Raw genomic sequence first — 20,573 nt, 5'->3', positions numbered from 1 at the left:
TTAATCGTGGCTCGTATCACCCTTCGTCAATTGCTCGATCACGCCGCCAGCCACGGCTACGCGGTGCCGGCGTTCAACATCAACAACATGGAGCAGGGCATCGCGATCATGCAGGCGGCGGCCGAGGTCGATGCGCCGGTCATCATGCAGGCCTCGCGCGGTGCGCGCAGCTATGCCGGCGATCTCATGCTCTCGCACATGATCGATGCGCTGGAGCGGACCTATCCCGACATTCCGCTCTGCATGCACCAGGACCACGGCAATGACGAGGCGACCTGCGCCTCCGCCATAGCCCATGGCTTCACGTCGGTCATGATGGACGGCTCGCTCAAGGCCGACGCCAAGACGGCGGCCGATTATGACTACAATGTCGCGATCACGCGCCGTGTCGTCGACCTCGCCCATTGGGTCGGCGCATCCGTCGAAGGCGAACTCGGCGTGCTCGGCTCGCTCGAGCATGGCGGCGGCGAGCAGGAGGATGGTCACGGCGTCGAGGGCAAGATCAGCCACGACCAGCTGCTGACCGATCCGGACCAAGCCGTCGATTTTGTCCGCGCGACGAAGGTCGATGCCCTGGCGATCGCGATGGGCACCTCGCACGGCGCCTACAAGTTCAGCCGCAAGCCGGATGGCGACATCCTGGCGATGCGGGTGGTCGAGGAGATTCATCGCCGGCTGCCGAACACGCATCTCGTCATGCACGGTTCGTCCTCGGTGCCGCAGCCGCTGCAGGACATGTTCAACCAGTTCGGCGGCGAGATGCCGCAGACCTGGGGCGTGCCGGTCGAGGAGATCGTGCGCGGCATCCGAAGCGGCGTGCGCAAGGTCAATATCGATACTGACTGCCGTCTTGCGATGACTGCGGTATTCCGCAAGGTCGCCGCGCAAACGCGCTCCGAGTTCGATCCACGAAAGTTCCTCAAGCCGGCGATGGATGCGATGCGCGAGCTTTGCCGCGAGCGCTTCGAGCAGTTCGGGACGGCAGGCCACGCCAGCAAGATCAAGGTCGTCCCGATGAGCGAGATGGCGCGGCGCTATCGCGCCGGCGAACTTGATCCGCGCATCGACGCCCGCGAACCGGTCGCTGCCTAGTCATTCAGAGAGAAGAGCAGGAGAGAGTCATGAACGCACACGCAGGAACCGTTCGCGGCAAGGAACGATATCGCTCGGGCGTGATGGAATATAAGCGTATGGGCTATTGGGAGCCCGATTACACGCCAAAGGACACCGACGTCATCGCGCTGTTTCGTGTCACCCCGCAGGAGGGGGTCGACCCGATCGAGGCGTCGGCTGCGGTCGCCGGTGAATCCTCAACCGCGACCTGGACCGTGGTGTGGACCGATCGGTTAACCGCGGCAGAGAAATACCGCGCCAAGTGCTACCGCGTCGATCCGGTCCCCGGCTCGCCCGGCTCTTACTTCGCCTATATCGCCTATGACCTCGACCTGTTCGAGCCAGGCTCGATCGCCAACCTCTCGGCCTCGATCATCGGCAACGTGTTCGGCTTCAAGCCGCTCAAGGCGCTGCGTCTGGAGGACATGCGCTTCCCGGTCGCCTATGTGAAGACGTTCCAGGGACCGGCGACCGGCATCGTGGTCGAGCGTGAACGGCTCGACAAGTTCGGCCGCCCTTTGCTGGGTGCGACCATCAAGCCCAAGCTCGGTCTTTCGGGGCGCAACTACGGCCGCGTAGTCTACGAGGCGCTGAAGGGCGGGCTCGACTTCACCAAGGATGACGAGAACATCAACTCGCAGCCCTTCATGCACTGGCGTGACCGCTTCCTCTATTGCATGGAGGGCGTCAACCGCGCGCAGGCGGCCTCGGGCGAGGTCAAGGGCACCTATCTCAACATCACCGCGGCCACCATGGAGGACATGTACGAGCGCGCTGAGTTCGCCAAGGAGCTCGGCTCGGTCGTGGTCATGATCGACCTCGTGATCGGCTACACCGCGATCCAGTCCATGGCGAAGTGGGCGCGGCGCAACGACATGATCCTGCATCTCCATCGCGCCGGCCACTCGACCTATACGCGGCAGAAGAGCCACGGCGTGTCGTTCCGCGTCATCGCCAAGTGGATGCGGCTCGCCGGCGTCGACCACATCCATGCTGGCACCGTGGTCGGCAAGCTCGAGGGCGATCCGAACACCACGCGCGGCTATTACGACGTCTGCCGCGAAGATTTTAACCCGACGAAGCTAGAACACGGCATCTTCTTCGACCAGTCCTGGGCGAGCCTGAACAAGATGATGCCGGTCGCCTCCGGCGGCATCCATGCCGGGCAGATGCACCAGCTGCTCGACCTCTTGGGTGAAGACGTCGTGCTGCAATTCGGCGGTGGCACCATCGGCCATCCCATGGGCATTGCGGCCGGCGCGACCGCCAATCGCGTGGCGCTGGAAGCGATGATCCTCGCCCGCAACGAGGGCCGCGACTACGTCCACGAAGGGCCGGAGATCCTCGCCAAGGCGGCCGAGACCTGCACGCCGCTGAAGGCCGCGCTCGAAGTCTGGAAGGACGTCACCTTCAACTATCAATCCACCGACACGCCGGACTTCGTGCCGACGGCGCTGGAAACCGTTTGAGGAGATTCACATGAAACTGACCCAGGGCTGCTTTTCATACCTGCCCGATCTGACCGATGACCAGATCTACAGCCAAGTGCAGTACTGCCTTGCCAAAGGCTGGGCGGTGAACATCGAGTTCACCGACGATCCGCATCCCCGCAACACTTATTGGGAGATGTGGGGCCTGCCGATGTTCGATCTCCAGGACGCCGCCGGCGTGATGATGGAGCTCGCTGAGTGCCGCAGGGTGTATGGCGACCGCTACATCCGCATCAGCGGCTTCGATTCCAGCCACGGCTGGGAATCGGTGCGCATCTCCTTCCTCGTCAACCGGCCGAAGCAGGAAGCGGAGCTCGAGCTGGTGCGGCAGGAGGTGGGCGGCCGCGCGATCCGTTACACCACCGTGCGCCGACCGGCCGCGCACGCGTCAACTTAAGGCATCCGCTTCCGCGCGGAGCTCTCCCTGCTCCGCATCCTTGGCGGACCACTGCTTCGCCGCTCCCCCCGCGGCGAAGCCCTTTTCTTCGAGGTGCCGATGCTCGATGTGCCCCACGCAACGACGACCGAACACAGCGAGACCAGTTTCGATCTCCGCAAGGAGGCCGAAGCGGCTGGGATCACCGACACGCTGCAACAGCTCGAGCAGGAGCTGGTCGGATTGAAGCCGGTAAAGAACCGCGTGCGCCAGATCGCCTCGCTGCTGTTGATCGAGCGCATTCGGCAGCGCGCTGGATTGGCCTCCGCGCCGCCGACGCTGCACATGTCGTTCACCGGCAATCCCGGCACCGGCAAGACCACGGTGGCGCTGCGCATGGCCAAGATCCTGCACGGCCTCGGCTTCGTGCGACGAGGGCAGGTGATCTCGGTCACGCGCGACGATCTCGTCGGCCAGTATATCGGCCATACCGCCCCGAAGACCAAGGAGATATTGAAGAAGGCGATGGGCGGCGTGCTGTTCATCGACGAGGCCTATTATCTCCATCGCCCCGACAACGAGCGCGACTACGGCCAGGAGGCGATCGAAATCCTGCTCCAGGTGATGGAGAACCAGCGCGAGGATCTGGTCGTGATCCTCGCCGGCTATGGCGAGCGGATGACGAGCTTCTTCGCCTCCAATCCCGGCTTCCGCTCGCGCATCGCGCATCACATCGAATTTCCGGACTATGCCGAAGCCGAGCTGCTCGTCATCGCCGAGCTGATGCTGAAGGAGCGCGGCTATCGCTTCTCGGCAGCGGCGCGCGAGGCGTTCGAAAAATACATCGCGCTGCGCCGGACCCAGCCGTTCTTCTCCAATGCGCGCTCGATCCGCAACGCCGTCGACCGCATTCGCCTGCGGCAGGCCGATCGCCTGGTGTCCGATCTTGATCGCATGCTCGACGTCGCCGACCTCGAAACCATCGATCCCATGGACGTCCTGGCGAGCCGCGTCTTCAGCGGCGGCGCCGACTCGCGGAGTGCAAAATCATGACGAGAGAGATGATCATTGCTCCTTCGATCCTGGCCGCGGATTTCGCGCGTCTCGGCGAGGAGATCGCGGCGATCGATACGGCCGGGGCCGACTGGATCCATTGCGACGCCATGGATGGACACTTTGTGCCGAACATCAGCTTCGGCGCCGACGTCATCAAGGCAATCCGGCCGCTCACGAAGAAAGTCTTCGACGTGCATCTCATGATCGCGCCTGCTGATCCTTACCTCGAGGCGTTCGCGAAGGCCGGTGCGGACGTCATCACGGTGCACGCCGAAGCCGGCCCGCATCTCGACCGTTCGCTTCAGGCGATCCGCGCGCTCGGCAGGAAAGCCGGCGTTAGCCTGTGTCCCGCAACGCCGGAGAGCGCGATCGAATATGTGCTCGATCGCCTCGACCTCGTGCTGGTAATGACGGTCAATCCCGGCTTCGGCGGCCAGTCCTTCCTCGACTCCCAGCTGGCGAAGATCGCACGGATCAAGGCCATGATCGGCGACCGGCCGATCCGGCTCGAGGTCGATGGAGGTATCACGCGCGACAATGCCGCTGCCGTGGCTGCAGCGGGCGCCGATACGCTCGTGGCGGGGTCCGCCGTGTTTCGCGGCAAGAGCGCCGCCGAATACGCATCCAATATTGCGGCCATTCGCACCGCCGCCGAGGCCGGCCGGGTTCCAAAGACGAAAGATAATGCTGCGCGGCCGCTGCGCGTCGGAGAAAGTGCGCGCATCCGGTAGACTACGGAGAGCATCACCAGGCGATTACGCCGAGGTATCGATCGCTTCATAGCGCGCATTTTTCTCCGGGGTCCTACGGAGAATCCAGCGCGAATCGGCAACACCCTTCATGCCAGGGTAACCAAGAGCGCCGAAGCACGCGTTCGATTAATGCGCCGCGCTACAATCTGTGGTTTAATAACTGCAGAGGCGTGGATGCACATTCAATATCTCCATTGGAATGCTGCCCATGGCTGGCGCGGAGCTGATCCACTGCTCGGGCCCGCTCAGCTCGTGCTCTAATTCGGCAGCCGTGAGGAGCTATCTCGATCTCGTCGGCGTGACCGTCGAGCGTCGCCTCTATGCCTAGCCCTTGATGGGTGCGGCGGGAATTCAGAGCGAGAGTCCGCTTCGACTGGAACTTTGGCTTCCTTGGGCATTTGCTAGAACTAGCTGAAGTCGGCGCCGCGGCGGGCGCAGCAAAACTTTTGCATGACCGCCATCGGCCTGACGCAAATCGGGGCAATAAGCCCTGTGAATGCGAGGGAGGGTCTCATGGAGAACGTACGTCGCTACCGGGCGCTGGCGTCCCTCTGTCGTCAGCAGGCCGCTTATCGGCCGCTCCAGAATTGGGAGCTCCTCGGCCAGGCCGAACATTTCGAATATCTCGCGGAAGTCGAGCTCAAGGCGCATTTCGACGCGTGCAATGCACAAGGCGGCGAGGACGTCGCTGAAGCCGGGCCATTGAAGACACCTGCCGCGGCGTAGCAGCGGCGGGCCGGCTCGGCTCAATGCGACATCAGCGTCGGAATCGTCATGGCCTCCAGCATGCCGCGGGTGACGCCGCCGAGAAAGCGCTCCTGCAATCGCGAATGGCCGTAGCCGCCCATCACCAGGAGATCGAGGCTCTCATCGGCCGCCAGAGACAGGATCGTGGGCTGGATGTCGGCGCGCGTGGCCGACAGGCCGACCGTGCGGGTCGAGAGCCCGCGCCGGCCGAGATGTCTTGCCAGATTGGTCGCTGAAGCTTCGCCGCAGGCCGCATCGGCTTCGTTGATCGTGATGATCACGATTGCCTCGGCGCGGGCCAGGAACGGGGCTGCGTCGCGCATTGCGCGGGCAGCGAGGGGGCTGCCGTCCCAGCAGATGCCGATCCGGTTCGCCTTGAAGGTCCCGCGGAAGGTGTACGGCAGGAACAGCACCGGGCCGCCCGCCTGGAACAGGATCTCGCCGGGCATGTCGTTGTCGAACGAGCCTTGCGTCGGATCGGGCTGGAGCACGATGCTGAGGTCGTGTAGTCGCGCCATCTCGCCGAGCGTGCCGGCTCCATCCATCGGGATCGCGCCGAGCGGGTGGCAGGCGTGGGAGATGCCCGCGTTCACCGCTTCGCTCCTGAATATTGCGAGCGCGGCCTCGGCCCGCTCCATTGCGCGCTCGCGTTCCAGCTCGAACACGGCCGCCGCGGCGGCGCCACCCTCCACGACGTAAGCCGCACTGGTTGCGATATAGCCGACCGCGACCGCGTCGAGATGGGCGTTGAGGTGCGCCGCGAGCGAGATCGAGCCATCGATCGCGGGACGCATCGGACGCTCGGTCGGGATGTGGACGAGAATGTCTTTGTACATGGCGCGCCTCCGATGAACATCATCCGGTGACGCAGTTTTTCACTGCACGAAGGACCTGCGTTGAGCTGCATCAATGTGCAGCGACGAACTCGCCGCGGGGCCCGGTCCCAATCCTTTGCCAAGATTTAATCGCCTGGACGGGACGCCGTAAGGTGGCAACGCCCATGTTACGCGCAAGGCGACACCTGCTCAACATGGACATTTCGACATGAACGATCGCGTCAATTCCGACACCCCCACGTCCCGCAAGATCTTGAGGCCGCGCAGGCTCACGCTGCTCGGCACCGCAGCCGCGCTCGGCGCGGCCGTGCTGGCGGCTGCTCCCGGTGCTTCGCCATTCGGCCTGACCTCCTTCGTCGCGCCGGCCCAGGCCGCGGAAACGCCTGCGACCCCGCCAGGCTTTGGCGATCTCGTGGCCAAGGTCAAACCCGCCGTCATCTCGGTGCGGGTCAGAATCGACCAGGACAGCGACAAGAGCGCGATGCTGCAACAGAACCGGATGGATTCGGACGAAGACTCGCCGTTCGACCAGTTCTCGCGACAGTTCGGCTTCCGCTTTCCCGATGGCATGAACGGCATGCCGCGTCAGCGCCACCAGATGATCACGGGCGAGGGCTCGGGCTTCTTCATCTCGGCCGATGGCTATGCCGTGACCAACAACCACGTCGTCGATCACGCCGAGTCCGTGCAGGTGACCATGGACGACGGCACGACCTACACCGCGAAGGTCGTCGGCACCGATCCGAAGACCGATCTCGCGCTGATCAAGGTCGACGGCAAGAAGGATTTTCCGTTCGTCAAATTCTCCGACCAGAAGCCGCGCATCGGCGATTGGGTGGTCGCGGTCGGCAATCCCTTCGGGCTCGGCGGCACCGTCACCGCCGGCATCGTCTCGGCCAGCGGCCGCGACATCGGCAATGGTCCTTATGACGACTTCATCCAGATCGACGCGCCGATCAACAAGGGCAATTCCGGCGGTCCCGCTTTCGACATGAACGGCAACGTGATCGGCGTGAACACCGCGATCTTCTCGCCCTCCGGCGGTTCGGTTGGCATCGGCTTCGACATTCCGGCCACGACCGCAAAACTGGTGGTGGCGCAGTTGAAGGACAAGGGCGCGGTCACCCGCGGCTGGCTCGGCGTGCAGGTGCAGCCGGTGACGTCGGAAATCGCCGATAGTCTCGGACTGAAGCAGGCGCGCGGCGCGATCGTCGACAATCCGCAACCCGACAGCCCGGCGGCGAAGGCCGGCATCGAGGCGGGCGACGTCATCACCGCCGTCAACGGCACGGCAGTCAAGGATTCCCGCGATCTCGCCCGCACCATCGCCACCCTGGCGCCCGGCAGCTCAGTCAAGCTCGACGTCTTCCACAAGGGCGAGAGCAAGACGGTGACGCTGGCGCTCGGCGAACTGCCGAACGAACGGCAGGCTCAGGGCAAGGCCTATGACGGCAAGGTGCAGCCGGGCGCCGGCATGCCGCGCCTCGGGCTTGGTCTGGCTTCGGCCGGCGATGTGCAGGGCGCCGGCCAGAAGGGGGTCGTCGTCACCGAGGTTGATCCGGAAGGGCCGGCCGCGCAGCGCGGCATCAAGACCGGTGACGTCATCCTCAATGTCGGCGGCAAGGCCGTCAGCAATGTCGGCGAGGTGCGCTCGGAGCTGGCGCAGGCCAAATCGTCCGGCAAGCGCAGCGTGCTGTTGCAGATCAGAAGCGCGGATGCCACCCGGTTCGTCGCGGTGCCACTCGCGTAAGGCGAACCTCGATCGGTACAATTCAAAAAGGCGGCCCCTTGGGCCGCCTTTCGCATTCGCACTCAAGATTCCCACAGGTCACCCGATAACATTCTCGTTAACGGCAGGGAGGGTGACCCGGTTCGTCCGAAAAAGCCGTGTTCGGCCATCACACTTTCTGGTCGGGCATCTGCTCGGCGGCAACGCAGCCGCGGAGTGGGCCCGCGAGCGTGGAACCTTCGAACCTCCGGCCGCTTTGTGGAACTGGCCGCTGGTTCACATTGATCGGTGCCGACATGGATCGATTGAAGCTCTCGCTGATGAGTACGCTGCTCGTGGCGTGGTTCGTGCTGCCGGCTGGAAACGCCTTCGGGCGCGACGATGGCCGCTATGCGAACTCGCCCCTGAAGCCATGGTTCGACAGCCTGCGCAGCCACCTCGGTCCGTGCTGCTCGGATGCGGACGGCTTTGCTGTCTCCGACCCAGATTGGGAATCGCACAACGGGCATTACCGCGTTCGGCTGGACGGACAATGGGTCGAGGTGCCGGATGAAGCCGTGATCACCGAGCCGAACCGCGCCGGCCGCACCATGGTGTGGCCGGTGAAGACTGCGTTCGGGATTTCGATCCGCTGCTTCATGCCGGGCAGCATGATCTGACTGAGGTCAGCGCGACCGCTTGCTGGATTTGCGCTTCGACGATTTCTTGGAAGATTTCTTGGAAGATTTCCTGGACGTCTTCTTCTTGGACGTCTTCCGCTTCGAGGCCTTCTTCGGGACCTTCTTGCCCTTCTTGCGGGCCTTCGACAGCCCGATCGCGATCGCCTGCTTGCGGCTCTTCACGCGTCCGCCGCGACCGCCACGTCCGCTCTTCGCGGTACCTTTCTTGTAGCGCCGCATCTCGCTTTCGACATCGCTGCCGGAGCTGCGCGAGTAGCGGCGCTTCTTTGCCTTGCGTGCCATGCCTGTTCTCCCTTGGCGGAGGGAGAACCATTCGACACTGGCATGGTTCCGACAGCACGCGTGCAATGTTCCGGGCGGTGAAGGCGGCTCAGAACGAATTCGCCAACTCGATCTCGGCCTCCAGCACCTGAATGCGCCGCGCAGCCTCGGCAGAGGACAGATCTCGCGCATATTGTGCCGGCTGATAGGCCTCTTCGCTCAGCCGCTTCAGCCTCAGTCCCTGCGCCCGTGTCATCTGCTCGCCAAGAAAAACCCTGGCGTCGTATTTGGCCTGGACCTGCATGTCGCTCCTCCGTCCTTGAAATCTGGCTTGACTATATGTTCTTATTTTGTTCTAACAAGCCATGGACAACAGAATTAATGAAATTCGGCGTAAAATCAGCGCTTTGAGGCTGGAAATGGCCGATGTCGAGGCGTCTGTGCGCGCTCTCGTCAACGGCGATTGCGACTGCACCGAACAAGCTCTGGCGCAGATCAATCTGCGCCGGAAGATCAACCTGCTTATCGACGAATGGAAGTCGGCCGGGGGCGGCGATGTCCTGCCCGACGTTCGCGACCGGATGCGTCTTCGCTCCTTGAAGAATGTCGACAAGCCGGCGCGCGTGTTGGCCCGCCGCTGAGACATCGGGGGCCGCGCGGTGGAGGAAGACCCGGACAACTACCGGATCCTGAAATTGCGCGCGTAGATTCTCGAACTGGGCTCCGCCATCCGGCAATTGCAGCGCGAGGGCCTCGACGACGCTGCGGCCCAACTCCTGATCGCGCGCAAGCGGGCGCAGCTCGATCATCTCGTTAAGACGAATTCCGCGGCAAGCTGTCTTAACATCACTGACATCCGACGCAGCTAAGGCGTTCGCGCAAGCGACAGGCTGGAGATTGTCGATGCTGTCGGAGGATCAGCGCGCCGACCATGTGGCGCTAGCCTAGAGCGCGAGGGAGAGGGCAAGATGAATCGTCGTCGTCCTCGAGTGAAGAGCCCCGCGCTGAACGCGGGACTCTCACCGTGCCAGCCAGAGCTCACTTGGTGTTGCTCATGCCGCCCTTGTTCGTCATCGTGCCGCCCTGGTCGGAGCCGGGGCCAGAGCCGCCTTGACCGGAGGGATCGGCACCCTTGGAGGACTTGGTATTCGCGCCCGTGGTCTGCGACGATGACATCGAGGATCCATGTTTGGCCTTGTGCGACTTCGCCTGCACGGCGAACGGCGCGGCGGCGAGGCCCGTTGCCAACATTGCGGTGAGGACGAGCTTGACTGTCTTCATATGGGGGAACTCCCTGGGTTAAATTGACGCAGGAGGCCAACGGCCGTTCCTCGCAGGAGTTCCCAACAAAACTTCTCCACGCGTCGCAACGCTTCAAGATTGCTTGTTCTCTTCGAGGATGAACACGATGCCGGTGAGCGTCGCGCCGATCGCGAAAGTCGTCACCAGCGTGAGAGCGAAGACAATAGCGGCTTGGCTTCCGCCATGGCTCAGCAGGTTGGCGACGGCTGGATTGGTCAGAATGAGTGCGAGGCTGAAGGCGAGGCCGAGGGCTGCACCCATCATCGCATGTGTCATCAGCTTGATAAGGCCGGTGGGAGAGATCAGGTTCGACGACTTTTTCGCGCGCATGGAACTATGTCCCGATCTGGCAGGCAAACGCGCGCGATCGCCATTGGTTCCATCAGGATGAAGGGATTGTCATCGTCTGCTTCATCCGACGTTCATGCCCGGCTTGCGAAGATGAGCGCCGTCAACACGGGAATATCGATATGGGCAAGGTAGTCTTTCTGTACCGCTCGCTGGCCTATCGCAACGCGGCCGCGGACATCCTGCGCAAGGCGCGCAAGCTCCCGCGCGGCGCGGAACGAAGCGCGGCTCGCCACTATGCGAAGGCGCTACGCGATCTCGCTCGAACGGAGGCTTGGCTCGAAGGACGCGTCGCGCGCGATCCCCGGACGGAGCAGCGCATGACGAGCGCGGCGTCCGGCTAGAGCTTTCCGTTCCGATTGAATCGGAACGGTAGCTCTCGATTCTTCGCTTGACGCGTTTTCTTGACGCGAACCGGTCACCACTTCGCTGCAAAACGCTCTAACCGGATGCGCGCTGCAATTCGGCCGCGGCGGCGGCATCGAATTTGCCGGGTGCCGTCGTCGCCACCGGTTTGCGTGTCAACGGCACCTCCAGGCGGCACAACAAGCCCTCGGCGCGCCAATCGAATTGCGCCTGTCCGCCAAGCTGGGACTCGACGCTTGCAAGCAGACTCCGCGTGCCGAAGCCGCGGGATTTCGGCGTCCTGACCAGCGGGCCGCCGGATTCCTCCCAGGTCAGTGTGAGGCGGTCGTCCTCGGTCTGCCAACCGATCATGAGCCGACCGGATCGCGTCGACAGTGCGCCATACTTGGCCGAATTGGTGAAGAGCTCGTGCAGCGCCAGCGCCAGCGTCTGGGCGGTCGCCGGCAGCAACTGAACCTCGGGCCCGGCAAGCTTGATCTGGCCGCCTAGCGAATAGGGCGCAAGCTCCTCGTCGATCAGCTTGGAGAGCTCGGCGCCCTGCCAACTCGACAGCGACAGGATCGTGTGTACGCGCGCGAGCGCATTGATGCGCCCCTCGACGGCATTGACGTAGGCCTTGACCTCGTCGGCGCGGGTAAGGCGCACGATCGATTGCGCCAGCGCCAGCGCATTCTTGGCGCGATGATCGACTTCCCGCGCAAGGAGATTCTGCCGCTCCTCGGCACGCTTGCGTTCGGTGATGTCGACGGTGACGCCGCTGACACGAACCACGCGACCACTCTCGTCAACCGTTGCCGCCGCGGTGCCGACGCACCAGCGCACATCACCGTCGGGCCGCACGATGCGGAATTCCGTTTCGTAGGCGCGTGCGCCCTTGTTGAACTCGGAGATCGCCTTGCGCAACTGATCGACATCATCGGGATGCAACAGCGCCTGAACGTTGGCCGGGTTGACCTCGAAGCTCTCCGGGCTGACCCCAAAGATGCGATATTGCCCCTCGTCCCACATCCAGTCGCCGGTGATCCAGTCCCAATCCCAGGAGCCCATCTTGCCGGCGGCGATCGCCATGCTGCGCCGCTGCTCGCTTTCGCGAAGCTTGGCGGTGGAGTTTTCCAGCTCGGCGGTGCGTGCGCGGACGCGGTCCTCGAGCTCCTGGTTCAGTCGTTCGAGCTCGCGGGTCTTGCGATAGAGTTCGGAGAACACCTTGATCTTGGCGCGCAGCACCTCCGGCACGACGGGCACCGGAACGTAGTCGACTGCGCCCATCTCGTAGCCACGCAACCGGTCGATATCGCTCACCTGAATGGCCGAGATGAAGATCATCGCGGTCTTCTGGAAGCGCGGATGCTCGCGGATCATCGCGGCGAGTTCGAAGCCGTCGAGTTCGGGCATGCAGACGTCCACCAGGATGACCGCGATCTCGGTCTTGAGCAGAACCTCCAGCGCTTCGCGTCCAGACGAGGCGATCACGAGGTTCTCGCCGAGATCCTTCAGGATCACCTCATAGGCCAGCAGCTTGGCTGGCTGGTCGTCGACGAGCAGGATGTTGACCTTCTCTTGGTCCATTCGCGGATCCAACTCAGCGGTGCAGCCACATGCGGATCGCAAGCAGCAATTGATCGGTGTTGACGGGCTTGGCGAGGTAGTCGGACGCGCCGGCTTCCAGGCATTTTTCACGGTCGCCCTTCATCGCCTTGGCGGTCAGCGCGATGATCGGTAGCCGCGCGAAGGCCGGGTTCTCGCGGATCACACCCATGGTCTGATAGCCATCCATCTGCGGCATCATGATGTCCATCAGCACGATGGCGATTTCCGGATTGGATTCGACAAGCGCGACCGCCTCGCTGCCGGTCGTGGCCGTCAGCACCTTCATGCCGCGCCGTTCCAGCACGCTCGACAGCGCGAAGATGTTCCGGGCGTCGTCGTCGACGAGCAGGGCCGTCTTGCCGATCAGGTCCTCGTCGGAACTGTTCAGCTTCTCCAACATGCGCTGCTTCTCGATCGGTAGTTCCGTGATGACACGGTGCAGGAACAGCGCGGTCTCGTCGAGCAGGCGCTCTGGCGATTCCACTCCCTTGACCACGATGCTGCGCGCCATGGTGTGGAGTTCCGCATCCTCTTCCGCCGAAAGCTCGCGGCCCGTGAACACCACGACCGGGACGTTCGACAGCGCCTCGTCGTTGCGGATCTCGTCGAGCACCTCGAAGCCACTCATGTCGGGCAGCCGCAGGTCGAGCACCACGCAATCGCAAGGGGATTGACGCAGTGTCGAGAGCGCGCCGGCACCGGTATCCGTCGTCACGATCTCGATGTCGTCGTGATGCAGCAGCTCGCGGATCGAGAGTTGCTCGGCCTCGTTGTCCTCGACGATCAGGAGTCGCTTGCGCCGCGGCCGCGCATATTCCTTGATCTGCGTCAGCGCGGCGGAGACGCCTTCCGTCGTTGTCGGCTTGTTGACGAAGGAGAACGCACCGCGCGCCAACGCGTGCTGGCGGTCCTCGTCGAGCGTGATGATCTGCACGGGAATATGGCGGGTCAGAGGATTGTGCTTGAGTTGGCTCAGCACGGTCCAGCCCAGCATGTCCGGCAGGAACACGTCGAGAGAGACGGCCGTCGGCTGGTACTGCTTGGCGAGCTCCAGCGCTTCGGCGCCGCGGGCCGCAACCAGGACCTTGAAGCCCTTGTCGCGGGCAAGATCGACGAGCACGCGCGCATAGTGCGGATCGTCCTCCACAATAAGGAGGATGGTGTCGCCGGGCTCGAGGTTGAGCCGGTCATCGGGAAGCTGCTCGATGACGCGCTGCTGGTCGGGCGCGGCCGACTGCAGTGCCGGCGGCTGGCTGTACTGCTGTGGCGCAGGCGCCGCGCGCGGCGCGAGCGTCGGGCCGGAATATTTCAACGGCAGGTAAAGCGTGAATGACGAGCCCTTGCCCGGCGAGCTGCGCAGGTGGATTTCGCCGCCGAGCAGGCTTGCGAGCTCGCGGCTGATCGCAAGCCCGAGGCCCGTGCCGCCATATTTACGGCTGGTGCCGGCGTCCGCCTGCTGGAACGCCTCGAAGATCAGCTTCTGCTTCTCCAGGGGAATCCCGATGCCGGTATCGGTCACTTCGAACGCGATCACGGCCGGCGCGGAGTTCAGCACCGGGTGATCCGTCCCCCAGCCGCCGACCGCACCGGCGACCTTCAGCCGCACCTCGCCTTCGGCGGTGAACTTGAAGGCGTTGGAGAGCAGGTTCTTCAGCACCTGTTGCAGGCGCTTGGAATCGGTCACGATACTGCGCGGAAGGTTCGGATCGATGTCGATCTTGAACGCCAGATTGCGGTTGTCCGCCTCGTGCCGGAACGGCCGGCCGACGGTCTCGAGCAGGTTCGCGGTCAGGATTTCCTCGGCATCGACCGTCACCGTGCCGGACTCGATCTTGGAGAGATCGAGAATGTCGCTGATGAGATTGAGCAGGTCGGTGCCGGCGCCATGGATGGTGCGGGCGAATTCGACCTGCTTGGCGGAGAGGTTACCGTCCGGATTGTCGGTGAGCTGCTGCCCGAGGATCAGGATCGAATTCAGCGGCGTGCGCAGCTCGTGGCTCATATTGGCGAGGAATTCAGACTTGTATTTCGAGGTCAGTGCGAGCTCGGTCGCTTTTTCCTCCAGCGCACGGCGGGCCTGCTCGATTTCCTGGTTCTTGCGCTCGACCTCGACGTTGCGCTCGGCGAGCTGCTGCGCCTTCTGTTCGAGCTGGTCGTTGGTCTGCTGCAATTCGCGCTGCTGGGTCTGGAGCTCGCCGGCGAGCTGCTGCGATTGCTTGAGCAGGCCTTCGGTCTGCATCGTCGCCTCGATCGAGTTGAGCACGATGCCGATGGAGTCGGTGAGCTGCTCCAGGAACGTCATCTGCGACGTCGTGAACGATATCAGCGAAGCAAGCTCGATCACGGCCTTGACCTGGCCCTCGAACAGCACCGGCAGCACCACGAGGTTCTTCGGTGCGACGCGGAGCAGTGCCGAGTTGATCGGCACCACGTCGGATGGAATGTCGGCGACCAGGCGCGGCCGCTTGTCGAGGGCGCATTGGCCGATCAGGCCTTCGCCGAACTGAAGCACGCGCTGATAGGGATAGATACCGTCGCTGGCGTAGGACGCCAGCAGCAGGAGCTGAGAATTGTCCTCGTTCTCGACCTGGTAGATCACGCCGGTATGCGCGTTCACCAGCGGCGACAATTCGGTGAGCAGCAGCCGGCCGACAGTCGTGAGATCGCGCTGGCCCTGGAGCATGTTGGTGAATTTCGCGAGGTTGGTCTTCAGCCAGTCCTGCTCCGTGTTCACGTCCGTCGTCAGACGGAGATTCGTGATCATCGTGTTGATGTTGTCTTTCAGCTCCGCGACTTCGCCGCGGGCATCGACCTGGATCGACCGCGTCAGGTCGCCTTTGGTCACGGCGGTCGCGACTTCCGCGATCGCACGCACCTGCGAGGTCAGGTTGGCCGCGAGCAGATTGACGTTGCCGGTGAGGTCCTTCCAGGTGCCGGCGGCGCCGGGCACGTTGGCCTGGCCGCCGAGGCGGCCCTCGACGCCGACCTCGCGCGCCACCGACGTCACCTGATCGGCGAAGGTCGCGAGCGTCTCGGTCATGTTGTTGATGGTGTCGGCGAGGGCTGCGACCTCACCGCGCGATTTCATCGTCAGGTTCTGCTTGAGGTCGCCGTTGGCGACCGCAGTCACGACCTTGACGATGCCGCGCACCTGCTCGGTCAGGTTCGCGGCCATGAGGTTCACGGTATCGGTGAGGTCCTTCCAGGTGCCGGCAACGCCAGGCACCTGCGCCTGTCCGCCGAGCTTGCCTTCGGTGCCGACCTCGCGCGCGACGCGCGTGACTTCGCCGGCGAAGGCGTTGAGCTGGTCCACCATGGTGTTGATGGTGTTCTTCAGCTCGAGGATTTCGCCCTTCACGTCGACCGTGATCTTGCGGGACAAGTCGCCACGCGCCACCGCGGTGGTGACTTCGGCGATGTTGCGGACCTGCGTGGTGAGGTTCGCGGCGAGCAGGTTGACGTTGTCGGTGAGGTCCTTCCAGGTGCCGCCGACGCCGGGCACGACGGCCTGACCGCCGAGCCGGCCCTCGGTGCCGACCTCGCGCGCCACGCGCGTGACCTCGGCGGCGAAGGAGCGGAGCTGCTCGACCATGGTGTTCAGCGTGTCCTTCAAGAGAAGAATTTCGCCGCGCACGTCCACCGTGATCTTCTTCGAGAGGTCGCCGCCGGCGATCGCGGTCGCCACCTCGGCGATGTTGCGGACCTGGGCCGTCAGGTTGGAGGCCATGAAGTTGACGTTGTCGGTGAGGTCCTTCCAGGTGCCGGCGACGCCGGGCACTTCGGCCTGACCGCCGAGCTTGCCTTCGGTGCCGACCTCGCGGGCGACGCGCGTGACTTCGCCGGCAAAGCCATTGAGCTGGTCCACCATGGTGTTGATGGTGTTCTTCAGCTCGAGGATTTCGCCCTTCACGTCCACCGTGATCTTGCGGGACAAGTCGCCACGCGCCACCGCGGTGGTGACTTCGGCGATGTTGCGAACCTGGGCCGTGAGGTTGCCCGCCATCGAGTTCACGCTGTCGGTGAGATCCTTCCAGGTGCCGGCGACGCCGGGCACGTTGGCTTGACCACCGAGGCGGCCTTCGGTGCCGACCTCGCGCGCGACGCGCGTCACCTCGCCCGCAAAGCGGTTGAGCTGATCGACCATCGTGTTCAGGGTGTCCTTGAGCTGGAGGATCTCGCCGCGCACGTCGACGGTGATCTTGCGCGAGAGGTCACCGCCGGCGATCGCGGTCGCGACTTCGGCGATGTTGCGCACCTGGGCGGTCAAATTGCCCGCCATCGAGTTCACGGAATCGGTCAGATCCTTCCAGGTGCCGGCGACGCCGGGCACGCCGGCCTGGCCGCCGAGCTTGCCGTCGGTGCCGACCTCGCGCGCCACGCGCGTCACCTCGCCGGCGAAGGCGTTGAGCTGGTCCACCATGGTATTGAGCGTTTCCTTCAGCTGAAGGATTTCGCCCGAGACGTTCACCGTGATCTTCTTCGACAAATCGCCCTTCGCCACCGCGGTCGCGACTTCGGCGATGTTGCGGACCTGTCCGGTCAGGTTCGAGGCCATCGAATTGACGCTGTCGGTGAGGTCCTTCCAGGTGCCGCCGACGCCGCGCACGACGGCCTGGCCGCCCAGCTTGCCTTCGGTGCCGACCTCGCGCGCGACGCGCGTGACTTCACCGGCGAAGGCGTTGAGCTGGTCCACCATGGTGTTGATGGTGTCCTTCAGCTCCAGGATCTCGCCGCGCACGTCCACGGTGATCTTCTTCGACAGGTCGCCGCCGGCGACCGCCGTCGTCACCTCCGCGATGTTGCGGACCTGCGCGGTCAGGTTCGAGGCCATCGAGTTGACGCTCTCGGTCAGGTCCTTCCAGGTGCCGGCGACGCCGAGCACGTTGGCCTGACCGCCGAGCCGCCCCTCGGTGCCGACCTCGCGGGCGACGCGCGTCACTTCGCCGGCGAAGGCGTTGAGCTGGTCGACCATGGTGTTGAGCGTTTCCTTCAGCTGAAGGATCTCGCCCGAGACGTTGACGGTGATCTTCTTCGAGAGGTCGCCGCTGGCGATCGCAGTGGCGACGTCGGCGATGTTGCGGACCTGCGCGGTCAGGTTCGACGCCATGAAGTTGACGTTGTCGGTGAGGTCCTTCCAGGTGCCGGCGACGCCGGGCACCTGGGCCTGGCCGCCGAGCTTGCCTTCGGTACCGACCTCGCGCGCCACGCGCGTCACTTCCGAAGCGAACGAGTTGAGCTGGTCCACCATGGTGTTGATGGTGTCCTTCAGCTCCAGGATTTCGCCGCGCACGTCCACGGTGATCTTGCGCGAGAGGTCGCCGCGCGCCACGGCGGTGGTCACGTTGGCGATGTTGCGCACCTGTGCGGTCAGGTTGCCGCACATCGCATTGACGCTGTCGGTGAGGTCCTTCCAGGTGCCGGCGACGCCGGGCACGATCGCCTGGCCGCCGAGCTTGCCGTCGGTGCCGACCTCGCGCGCCACGCGCGTCACTTCGGAGGCGAAGGAGCGGAGCTGGTCGACCATCGTGTTGATGGCTTCCTTGAGCTGGAGGATCTCGCCGCGGACGTCGACGGTGATCTTCTTCGACAGGTCGCCATTGGCGACCGCGATCGTCACCTCGGCGATGTTGCGAACCTGGTTGGTCAGGTTGTTCGCCATCGAGTTGACGCTCTCGGTGAGGTCCTTCCAGACGCCGGTCACCTCGGGCACCTGGGCCTGGCCGCCGAGCTTGCCTTCGGTGCCGACCTCGCGCGCCACGCGCGTCACCTCGGAGGTGAACACGCCGAGCTGCTTGATCATGGTGTTGACGATGGTCGCCGATTGCAAAAACTCGCCGCGCAGGGGGCGGCCGTCGACGTCGAGCTTGACGGTCTGGAGCAGGTCGCCTTGCGCCACCGCCGCGACTGCACGCGTCACTTCGCGGGTCGGCCACAACAGGTCGTCGATCAGCGTGTTGACGGACCCTTCCATGTCGGCCCAGGAGCCCGAGGCGAGGCCGAACTTCACGCGCTGGCGGGTCTTGCCCTCGCGGCCCACCACCTGGCCGACCAGCTCGAGCTGCTGCGCCATGCGCTGGTTGGCCGCGATGATTTCGTTAAAAGTGTCGGCGATCTTGCCGTCGATGCCGAGATAGTCGCCACTCATCCGCACGGAGAAATCGCCGCTACGCATTGCCTGCAAGGCAAGCAGCAATTCCGCCCGGGAATCCTGCTCCAACGTACCGTTGGGTTTTGGCTTTGGGACGCGACGACCGGAGCGTGATGCAGTGCCGGGATCGAGGTCGCTCATACTGATTCCCCCGCAGGCGTCGGCCGAATCCCAGGCAAGACGCGTTTGGTCAAAATAGAGCGTCAGCCAAATTCGAAATCAAGCGCCAAGGTTGCGGCGCAGGGAAATGGAACCTGCTTTGCTCAGCCCGGTTCTACTAACCGCGAACGATCGGCCTGGTTCCACGCAAGTTCCAAAGAATTTGGCCTCGGCGGCCCCCATTGGTCGGTGCCTCGCGGACCACTCCTCGCGGAACGCAGCAGGAGCCCTGCGGTTAGCCCGCAAAGAACAGGGAGAGCGCAGATGAAAGCTGGATTGGCCGCGATCGTCGTCATGTTGCTTGCCGGATCGGCCTTCGCACAGGGCGGGGCGCCCAGTGGCCGGGGGGCCGTGACCGGCGATCCCGCCGCGAGCTCGGCCACGCCTCGCGCGGATCCGTCCACCACGGGAACGGCGACCCGATCGAACCCGAGCGGCAGCGGCACCTCGACCTCGGGCGGCAAGGATGACAATGGCGATGCAGGCCGGGACAGAATGCCTGAGAGCGACCGGACCGTGCGGCCGCAGAGTCAGCAGCATCATCCGAATGACAAGTAAAGGCTACTTGTCCGCCATGGTGCGCTCGGCAGCCTTGACCTGCGCACGCAGCATCGGGAGCTGCTCGCGCGCGAACGCCGCAAGCGCAGCATTGTCGGGCGCCTTCAGATAGCGTTCAAGCAAGTTGATAGCCGCTTCATATTCGGGAATCTGCGAGGCATAAAAGCTTCTGACGTAAGTCGGTCCGTCCGAAGTTTCGGGTTCGATGAGGCTCGCGCTTGCCGACGCCGCCTTGCTGACGCGGGGCTCAGCACCGATCGTCTCTTGAATCTGTTTCAGCGCCTTGTCGCGCTTGGCTGCTTCTTCAGCCCGCAGCGCAGCAAGGTTCTTGACCTCCGTGTTGCCCTTCAGGTCGGTACTCTCCAGCAGACCTTGTTGGAAGCGGCTGAAAGCGTAGAGGCCGCCGATGACGTCGGTTGCGCTCGGCATGCGGTCGCCAAGGTTTCGCTCGCCAGTGCTGTCGGCAGGGGCCGCGGTGCTGATGAACACCAGGACTATGGCGACGAGAACTCGCATCGGTATCAATGACGGATGACGTGCAAAGTTCCCCGAACGTTACGATCCGGTAAGGGCATTGCGACCCGAGAGTTCCGTCCCCACGTCTTTCGCATGAAACAGTCTGACATTTTCAGAGACAACGCCGACAACTGTCTTCAGCTCGCTGAGCGCGCGGAAGGGAAACCCGCTTACAGGCGCTATTCGCGCATGGCGGACGCCTGGACGGCGCTTGCGACGGAACAGGATTGGCTCGATGGAGAAATCCCGCCCGTGACGATCCATATCCCTCAGAAACAGGACAGATAGTCGTCCTCGTGAAGCCGTGTGTGAGACCGCGCACGGAATGCAAGAGACCAATCCAGGATCATCCGTGAACAGTCGATCGCGTTGATTTTCGATTCCAGAAGGAGGTTTCGCAATGACTCCACGTCTGGCCCTTCTTTCACTGATTCTCGCTTTTGGCGTTTCGGTCGCCTTCGCAACGGTAACGACGGTACGGCAGGTGCATCTGGAAAATGCATCGGCTGCGGTCCATGCGGCACACAGCTAGCGTCGGGGTGCTCTCGC

The 20,573-nt window shown here is 63.9% G+C and carries 21 protein-coding genes; 12 read left to right on the top strand and 9 right to left on the bottom strand.

Translation table 11 applies throughout. The features are described 5' to 3' along the window. The first annotated feature begins 6 nt into the window (after positions 1-6). The 6 genes from fba (at position 7) to ACNJX8_RS30165 (ending at position 5,513) form a co-directional block, all read left to right on the top strand. Positions 7-1,092 carry a class II fructose-bisphosphate aldolase gene (fba, locus tag ACNJX8_RS30190; protein WP_439357710.1) on the top strand — a complete coding sequence of 362 codons (1,086 nt, stop codon included), beginning with the start codon at positions 7-9 and terminating at the stop codon, positions 1,090-1,092. Between the two features lie 29 nt (positions 1,093-1,121). Further along, a complete protein-coding gene (locus ACNJX8_RS30185; protein ID WP_128935354.1) occupies positions 1,122-2,582 on the top strand; it encodes a form I ribulose bisphosphate carboxylase large subunit in 1,461 nt (486 codons plus the stop codon). A gap of 10 nt (positions 2,583-2,592) precedes the next feature. Next, the gene (locus ACNJX8_RS30180; protein ID WP_091892515.1) at positions 2,593-3,000 is read left to right on the top strand and encodes a ribulose bisphosphate carboxylase small subunit; all 408 of its coding nucleotides are present in this window, start codon (positions 2,593-2,595) and stop codon (positions 2,998-3,000) included. A gap of 99 nt (positions 3,001-3,099) precedes the next feature. Further along, the gene (gene cbbX / locus ACNJX8_RS30175; RefSeq protein WP_164934624.1) at positions 3,100-4,032 is read left to right on the top strand and encodes a CbbX protein; all 933 of its coding nucleotides are present in this window, start codon (positions 3,100-3,102) and stop codon (positions 4,030-4,032) included. Continuing rightward, positions 4,029-4,766 carry a ribulose-phosphate 3-epimerase gene (rpe, locus tag ACNJX8_RS30170; RefSeq protein ID WP_439357709.1) on the top strand — a complete coding sequence of 246 codons (738 nt, stop codon included), beginning with the start codon at positions 4,029-4,031 and terminating at the stop codon, positions 4,764-4,766. Before cbbX ends, rpe begins: the two co-directional genes overlap by 4 nt. 534 nt (positions 4,767-5,300) lie before the next feature. Then, positions 5,301-5,513, top strand: a complete 213-nt coding sequence (locus ACNJX8_RS30165) for a hypothetical protein (RefSeq protein WP_128935351.1) — start codon at positions 5,301-5,303, stop codon at positions 5,511-5,513. A gap of 20 nt (positions 5,514-5,533) precedes the next feature. Here the strand turns inward: ACNJX8_RS30165 and ACNJX8_RS30160 are convergent, their stop codons facing one another. After that, positions 5,534-6,370: a universal stress protein gene (locus tag ACNJX8_RS30160; protein ID WP_439357708.1), complete on the bottom strand. Its 837-nt coding sequence runs from the start codon at positions 6,368-6,370 to the stop codon at positions 5,534-5,536. 208 nt (positions 6,371-6,578) lie between these two features. On the opposite strand from ACNJX8_RS30160, the gene ACNJX8_RS30155 reads away from it, so the two are divergent. After that, positions 6,579-8,120 (top strand): Do family serine endopeptidase, encoded by a 1,542-nt coding sequence (locus ACNJX8_RS30155; protein WP_439357707.1) that lies wholly within the window; start codon positions 6,579-6,581, stop codon positions 8,118-8,120. A gap of 275 nt (positions 8,121-8,395) precedes the next feature. Next, entirely contained in the window at positions 8,396-8,758 is a 363-nt protein-coding gene (locus ACNJX8_RS30150; protein WP_128935348.1) for a hypothetical protein, read from the top strand. A gap of 6 nt (positions 8,759-8,764) precedes the next feature. On the opposite strand, the gene ACNJX8_RS30145 is transcribed toward ACNJX8_RS30150, so the two are convergent. From ACNJX8_RS30145 to ACNJX8_RS30125, 5 genes are all read right to left on the bottom strand, one after another. Further along, entirely contained in the window at positions 8,765-9,061 is a 297-nt protein-coding gene (locus ACNJX8_RS30145; RefSeq protein ID WP_128935347.1) for a DUF6496 domain-containing protein, read from the bottom strand. Between the two features lie 88 nt (positions 9,062-9,149). Continuing rightward, the gene (locus ACNJX8_RS30140) at positions 9,150-9,344 is read right to left on the bottom strand and encodes a DUF3072 domain-containing protein (RefSeq protein WP_128935346.1); all 195 of its coding nucleotides are present in this window, start codon (positions 9,342-9,344) and stop codon (positions 9,150-9,152) included. 31 nt (positions 9,345-9,375) lie between these two features. Then, positions 9,376-9,849: a hypothetical protein gene (locus ACNJX8_RS30135; protein ID WP_439357706.1), complete on the bottom strand. Its 474-nt coding sequence runs from the start codon at positions 9,847-9,849 to the stop codon at positions 9,376-9,378. Between the two features lie 229 nt (positions 9,850-10,078). Continuing rightward, the gene (locus ACNJX8_RS30130; protein WP_128939542.1) at positions 10,079-10,321 is read right to left on the bottom strand and encodes a hypothetical protein; all 243 of its coding nucleotides are present in this window, start codon (positions 10,319-10,321) and stop codon (positions 10,079-10,081) included. A 93-nt stretch (positions 10,322-10,414) separates the two neighbouring features. Beyond that, entirely contained in the window at positions 10,415-10,672 is a 258-nt protein-coding gene (locus ACNJX8_RS30125) for a hypothetical protein (RefSeq protein ID WP_091892489.1), read from the bottom strand. A 140-nt stretch (positions 10,673-10,812) separates the two neighbouring features. Here ACNJX8_RS30125 and ACNJX8_RS30120 point away from each other — a divergent pair, with 140 nt between their 5' ends. Then, positions 10,813-11,034 (top strand): hypothetical protein, encoded by a 222-nt coding sequence (locus ACNJX8_RS30120; protein WP_128939543.1) that lies wholly within the window; start codon positions 10,813-10,815, stop codon positions 11,032-11,034. Positions 11,035-11,131: 97 nt separating this feature from the next. Here ACNJX8_RS30120 and ACNJX8_RS30115 read toward each other — a convergent pair whose 3' ends face one another. Next, positions 11,132-12,622 carry an HWE histidine kinase domain-containing protein gene (locus ACNJX8_RS30115; protein WP_128943171.1) on the bottom strand — a complete coding sequence of 497 codons (1,491 nt, stop codon included), beginning with the start codon at positions 12,620-12,622 and terminating at the stop codon, positions 11,132-11,134. 13 nt (positions 12,623-12,635) lie between these two features. Then, entirely contained in the window at positions 12,636-18,932 is a 6,297-nt protein-coding gene (locus tag ACNJX8_RS30110) for a HAMP domain-containing protein (protein WP_439357705.1), read from the bottom strand. Between the two features lie 282 nt (positions 18,933-19,214). Between ACNJX8_RS30110 and ACNJX8_RS30105 the strand changes: the two genes are divergently transcribed. Next, positions 19,215-19,508 carry a hypothetical protein gene (locus tag ACNJX8_RS30105; protein WP_439357704.1) on the top strand — a complete coding sequence of 98 codons (294 nt, stop codon included), beginning with the start codon at positions 19,215-19,217 and terminating at the stop codon, positions 19,506-19,508. A gap of 3 nt (positions 19,509-19,511) precedes the next feature. Here the strand turns inward: ACNJX8_RS30105 and ACNJX8_RS30100 are convergent, their stop codons facing one another. After that, positions 19,512-20,024: a DUF4142 domain-containing protein gene (locus tag ACNJX8_RS30100; RefSeq protein WP_439357703.1), complete on the bottom strand. Its 513-nt coding sequence runs from the start codon at positions 20,022-20,024 to the stop codon at positions 19,512-19,514. A gap of 93 nt (positions 20,025-20,117) precedes the next feature. Here ACNJX8_RS30100 and ACNJX8_RS30095 point away from each other — a divergent pair, with 93 nt between their 5' ends. Both ACNJX8_RS30095 and ACNJX8_RS30090 read left to right on the top strand, forming a co-directional pair. After that, positions 20,118-20,312 (top strand): hypothetical protein, encoded by a 195-nt coding sequence (locus ACNJX8_RS30095; RefSeq protein ID WP_091892476.1) that lies wholly within the window; start codon positions 20,118-20,120, stop codon positions 20,310-20,312. A 112-nt stretch (positions 20,313-20,424) separates the two neighbouring features. Then, on the top strand, positions 20,425-20,556 hold the full coding sequence (locus ACNJX8_RS30090) for a hypothetical protein (RefSeq protein ID WP_283806538.1): 132 nt from the start codon (positions 20,425-20,427) through the stop codon (positions 20,554-20,556). Positions 20,557-20,573: the final 17 nt, after the last annotated feature.

Origin of the sequence: Bradyrhizobium sp. SPXBL-04 (assembly GCF_051853035.1) — a bacterium.
Classification (GTDB): Bacteria; Pseudomonadota; Alphaproteobacteria; order Rhizobiales; family Xanthobacteraceae; genus Bradyrhizobium; species Bradyrhizobium zhanjiangense.
Note: the sequence above shows the minus strand (reverse complement) of the source record. Positions and strands in the feature narration are given on the sequence as shown.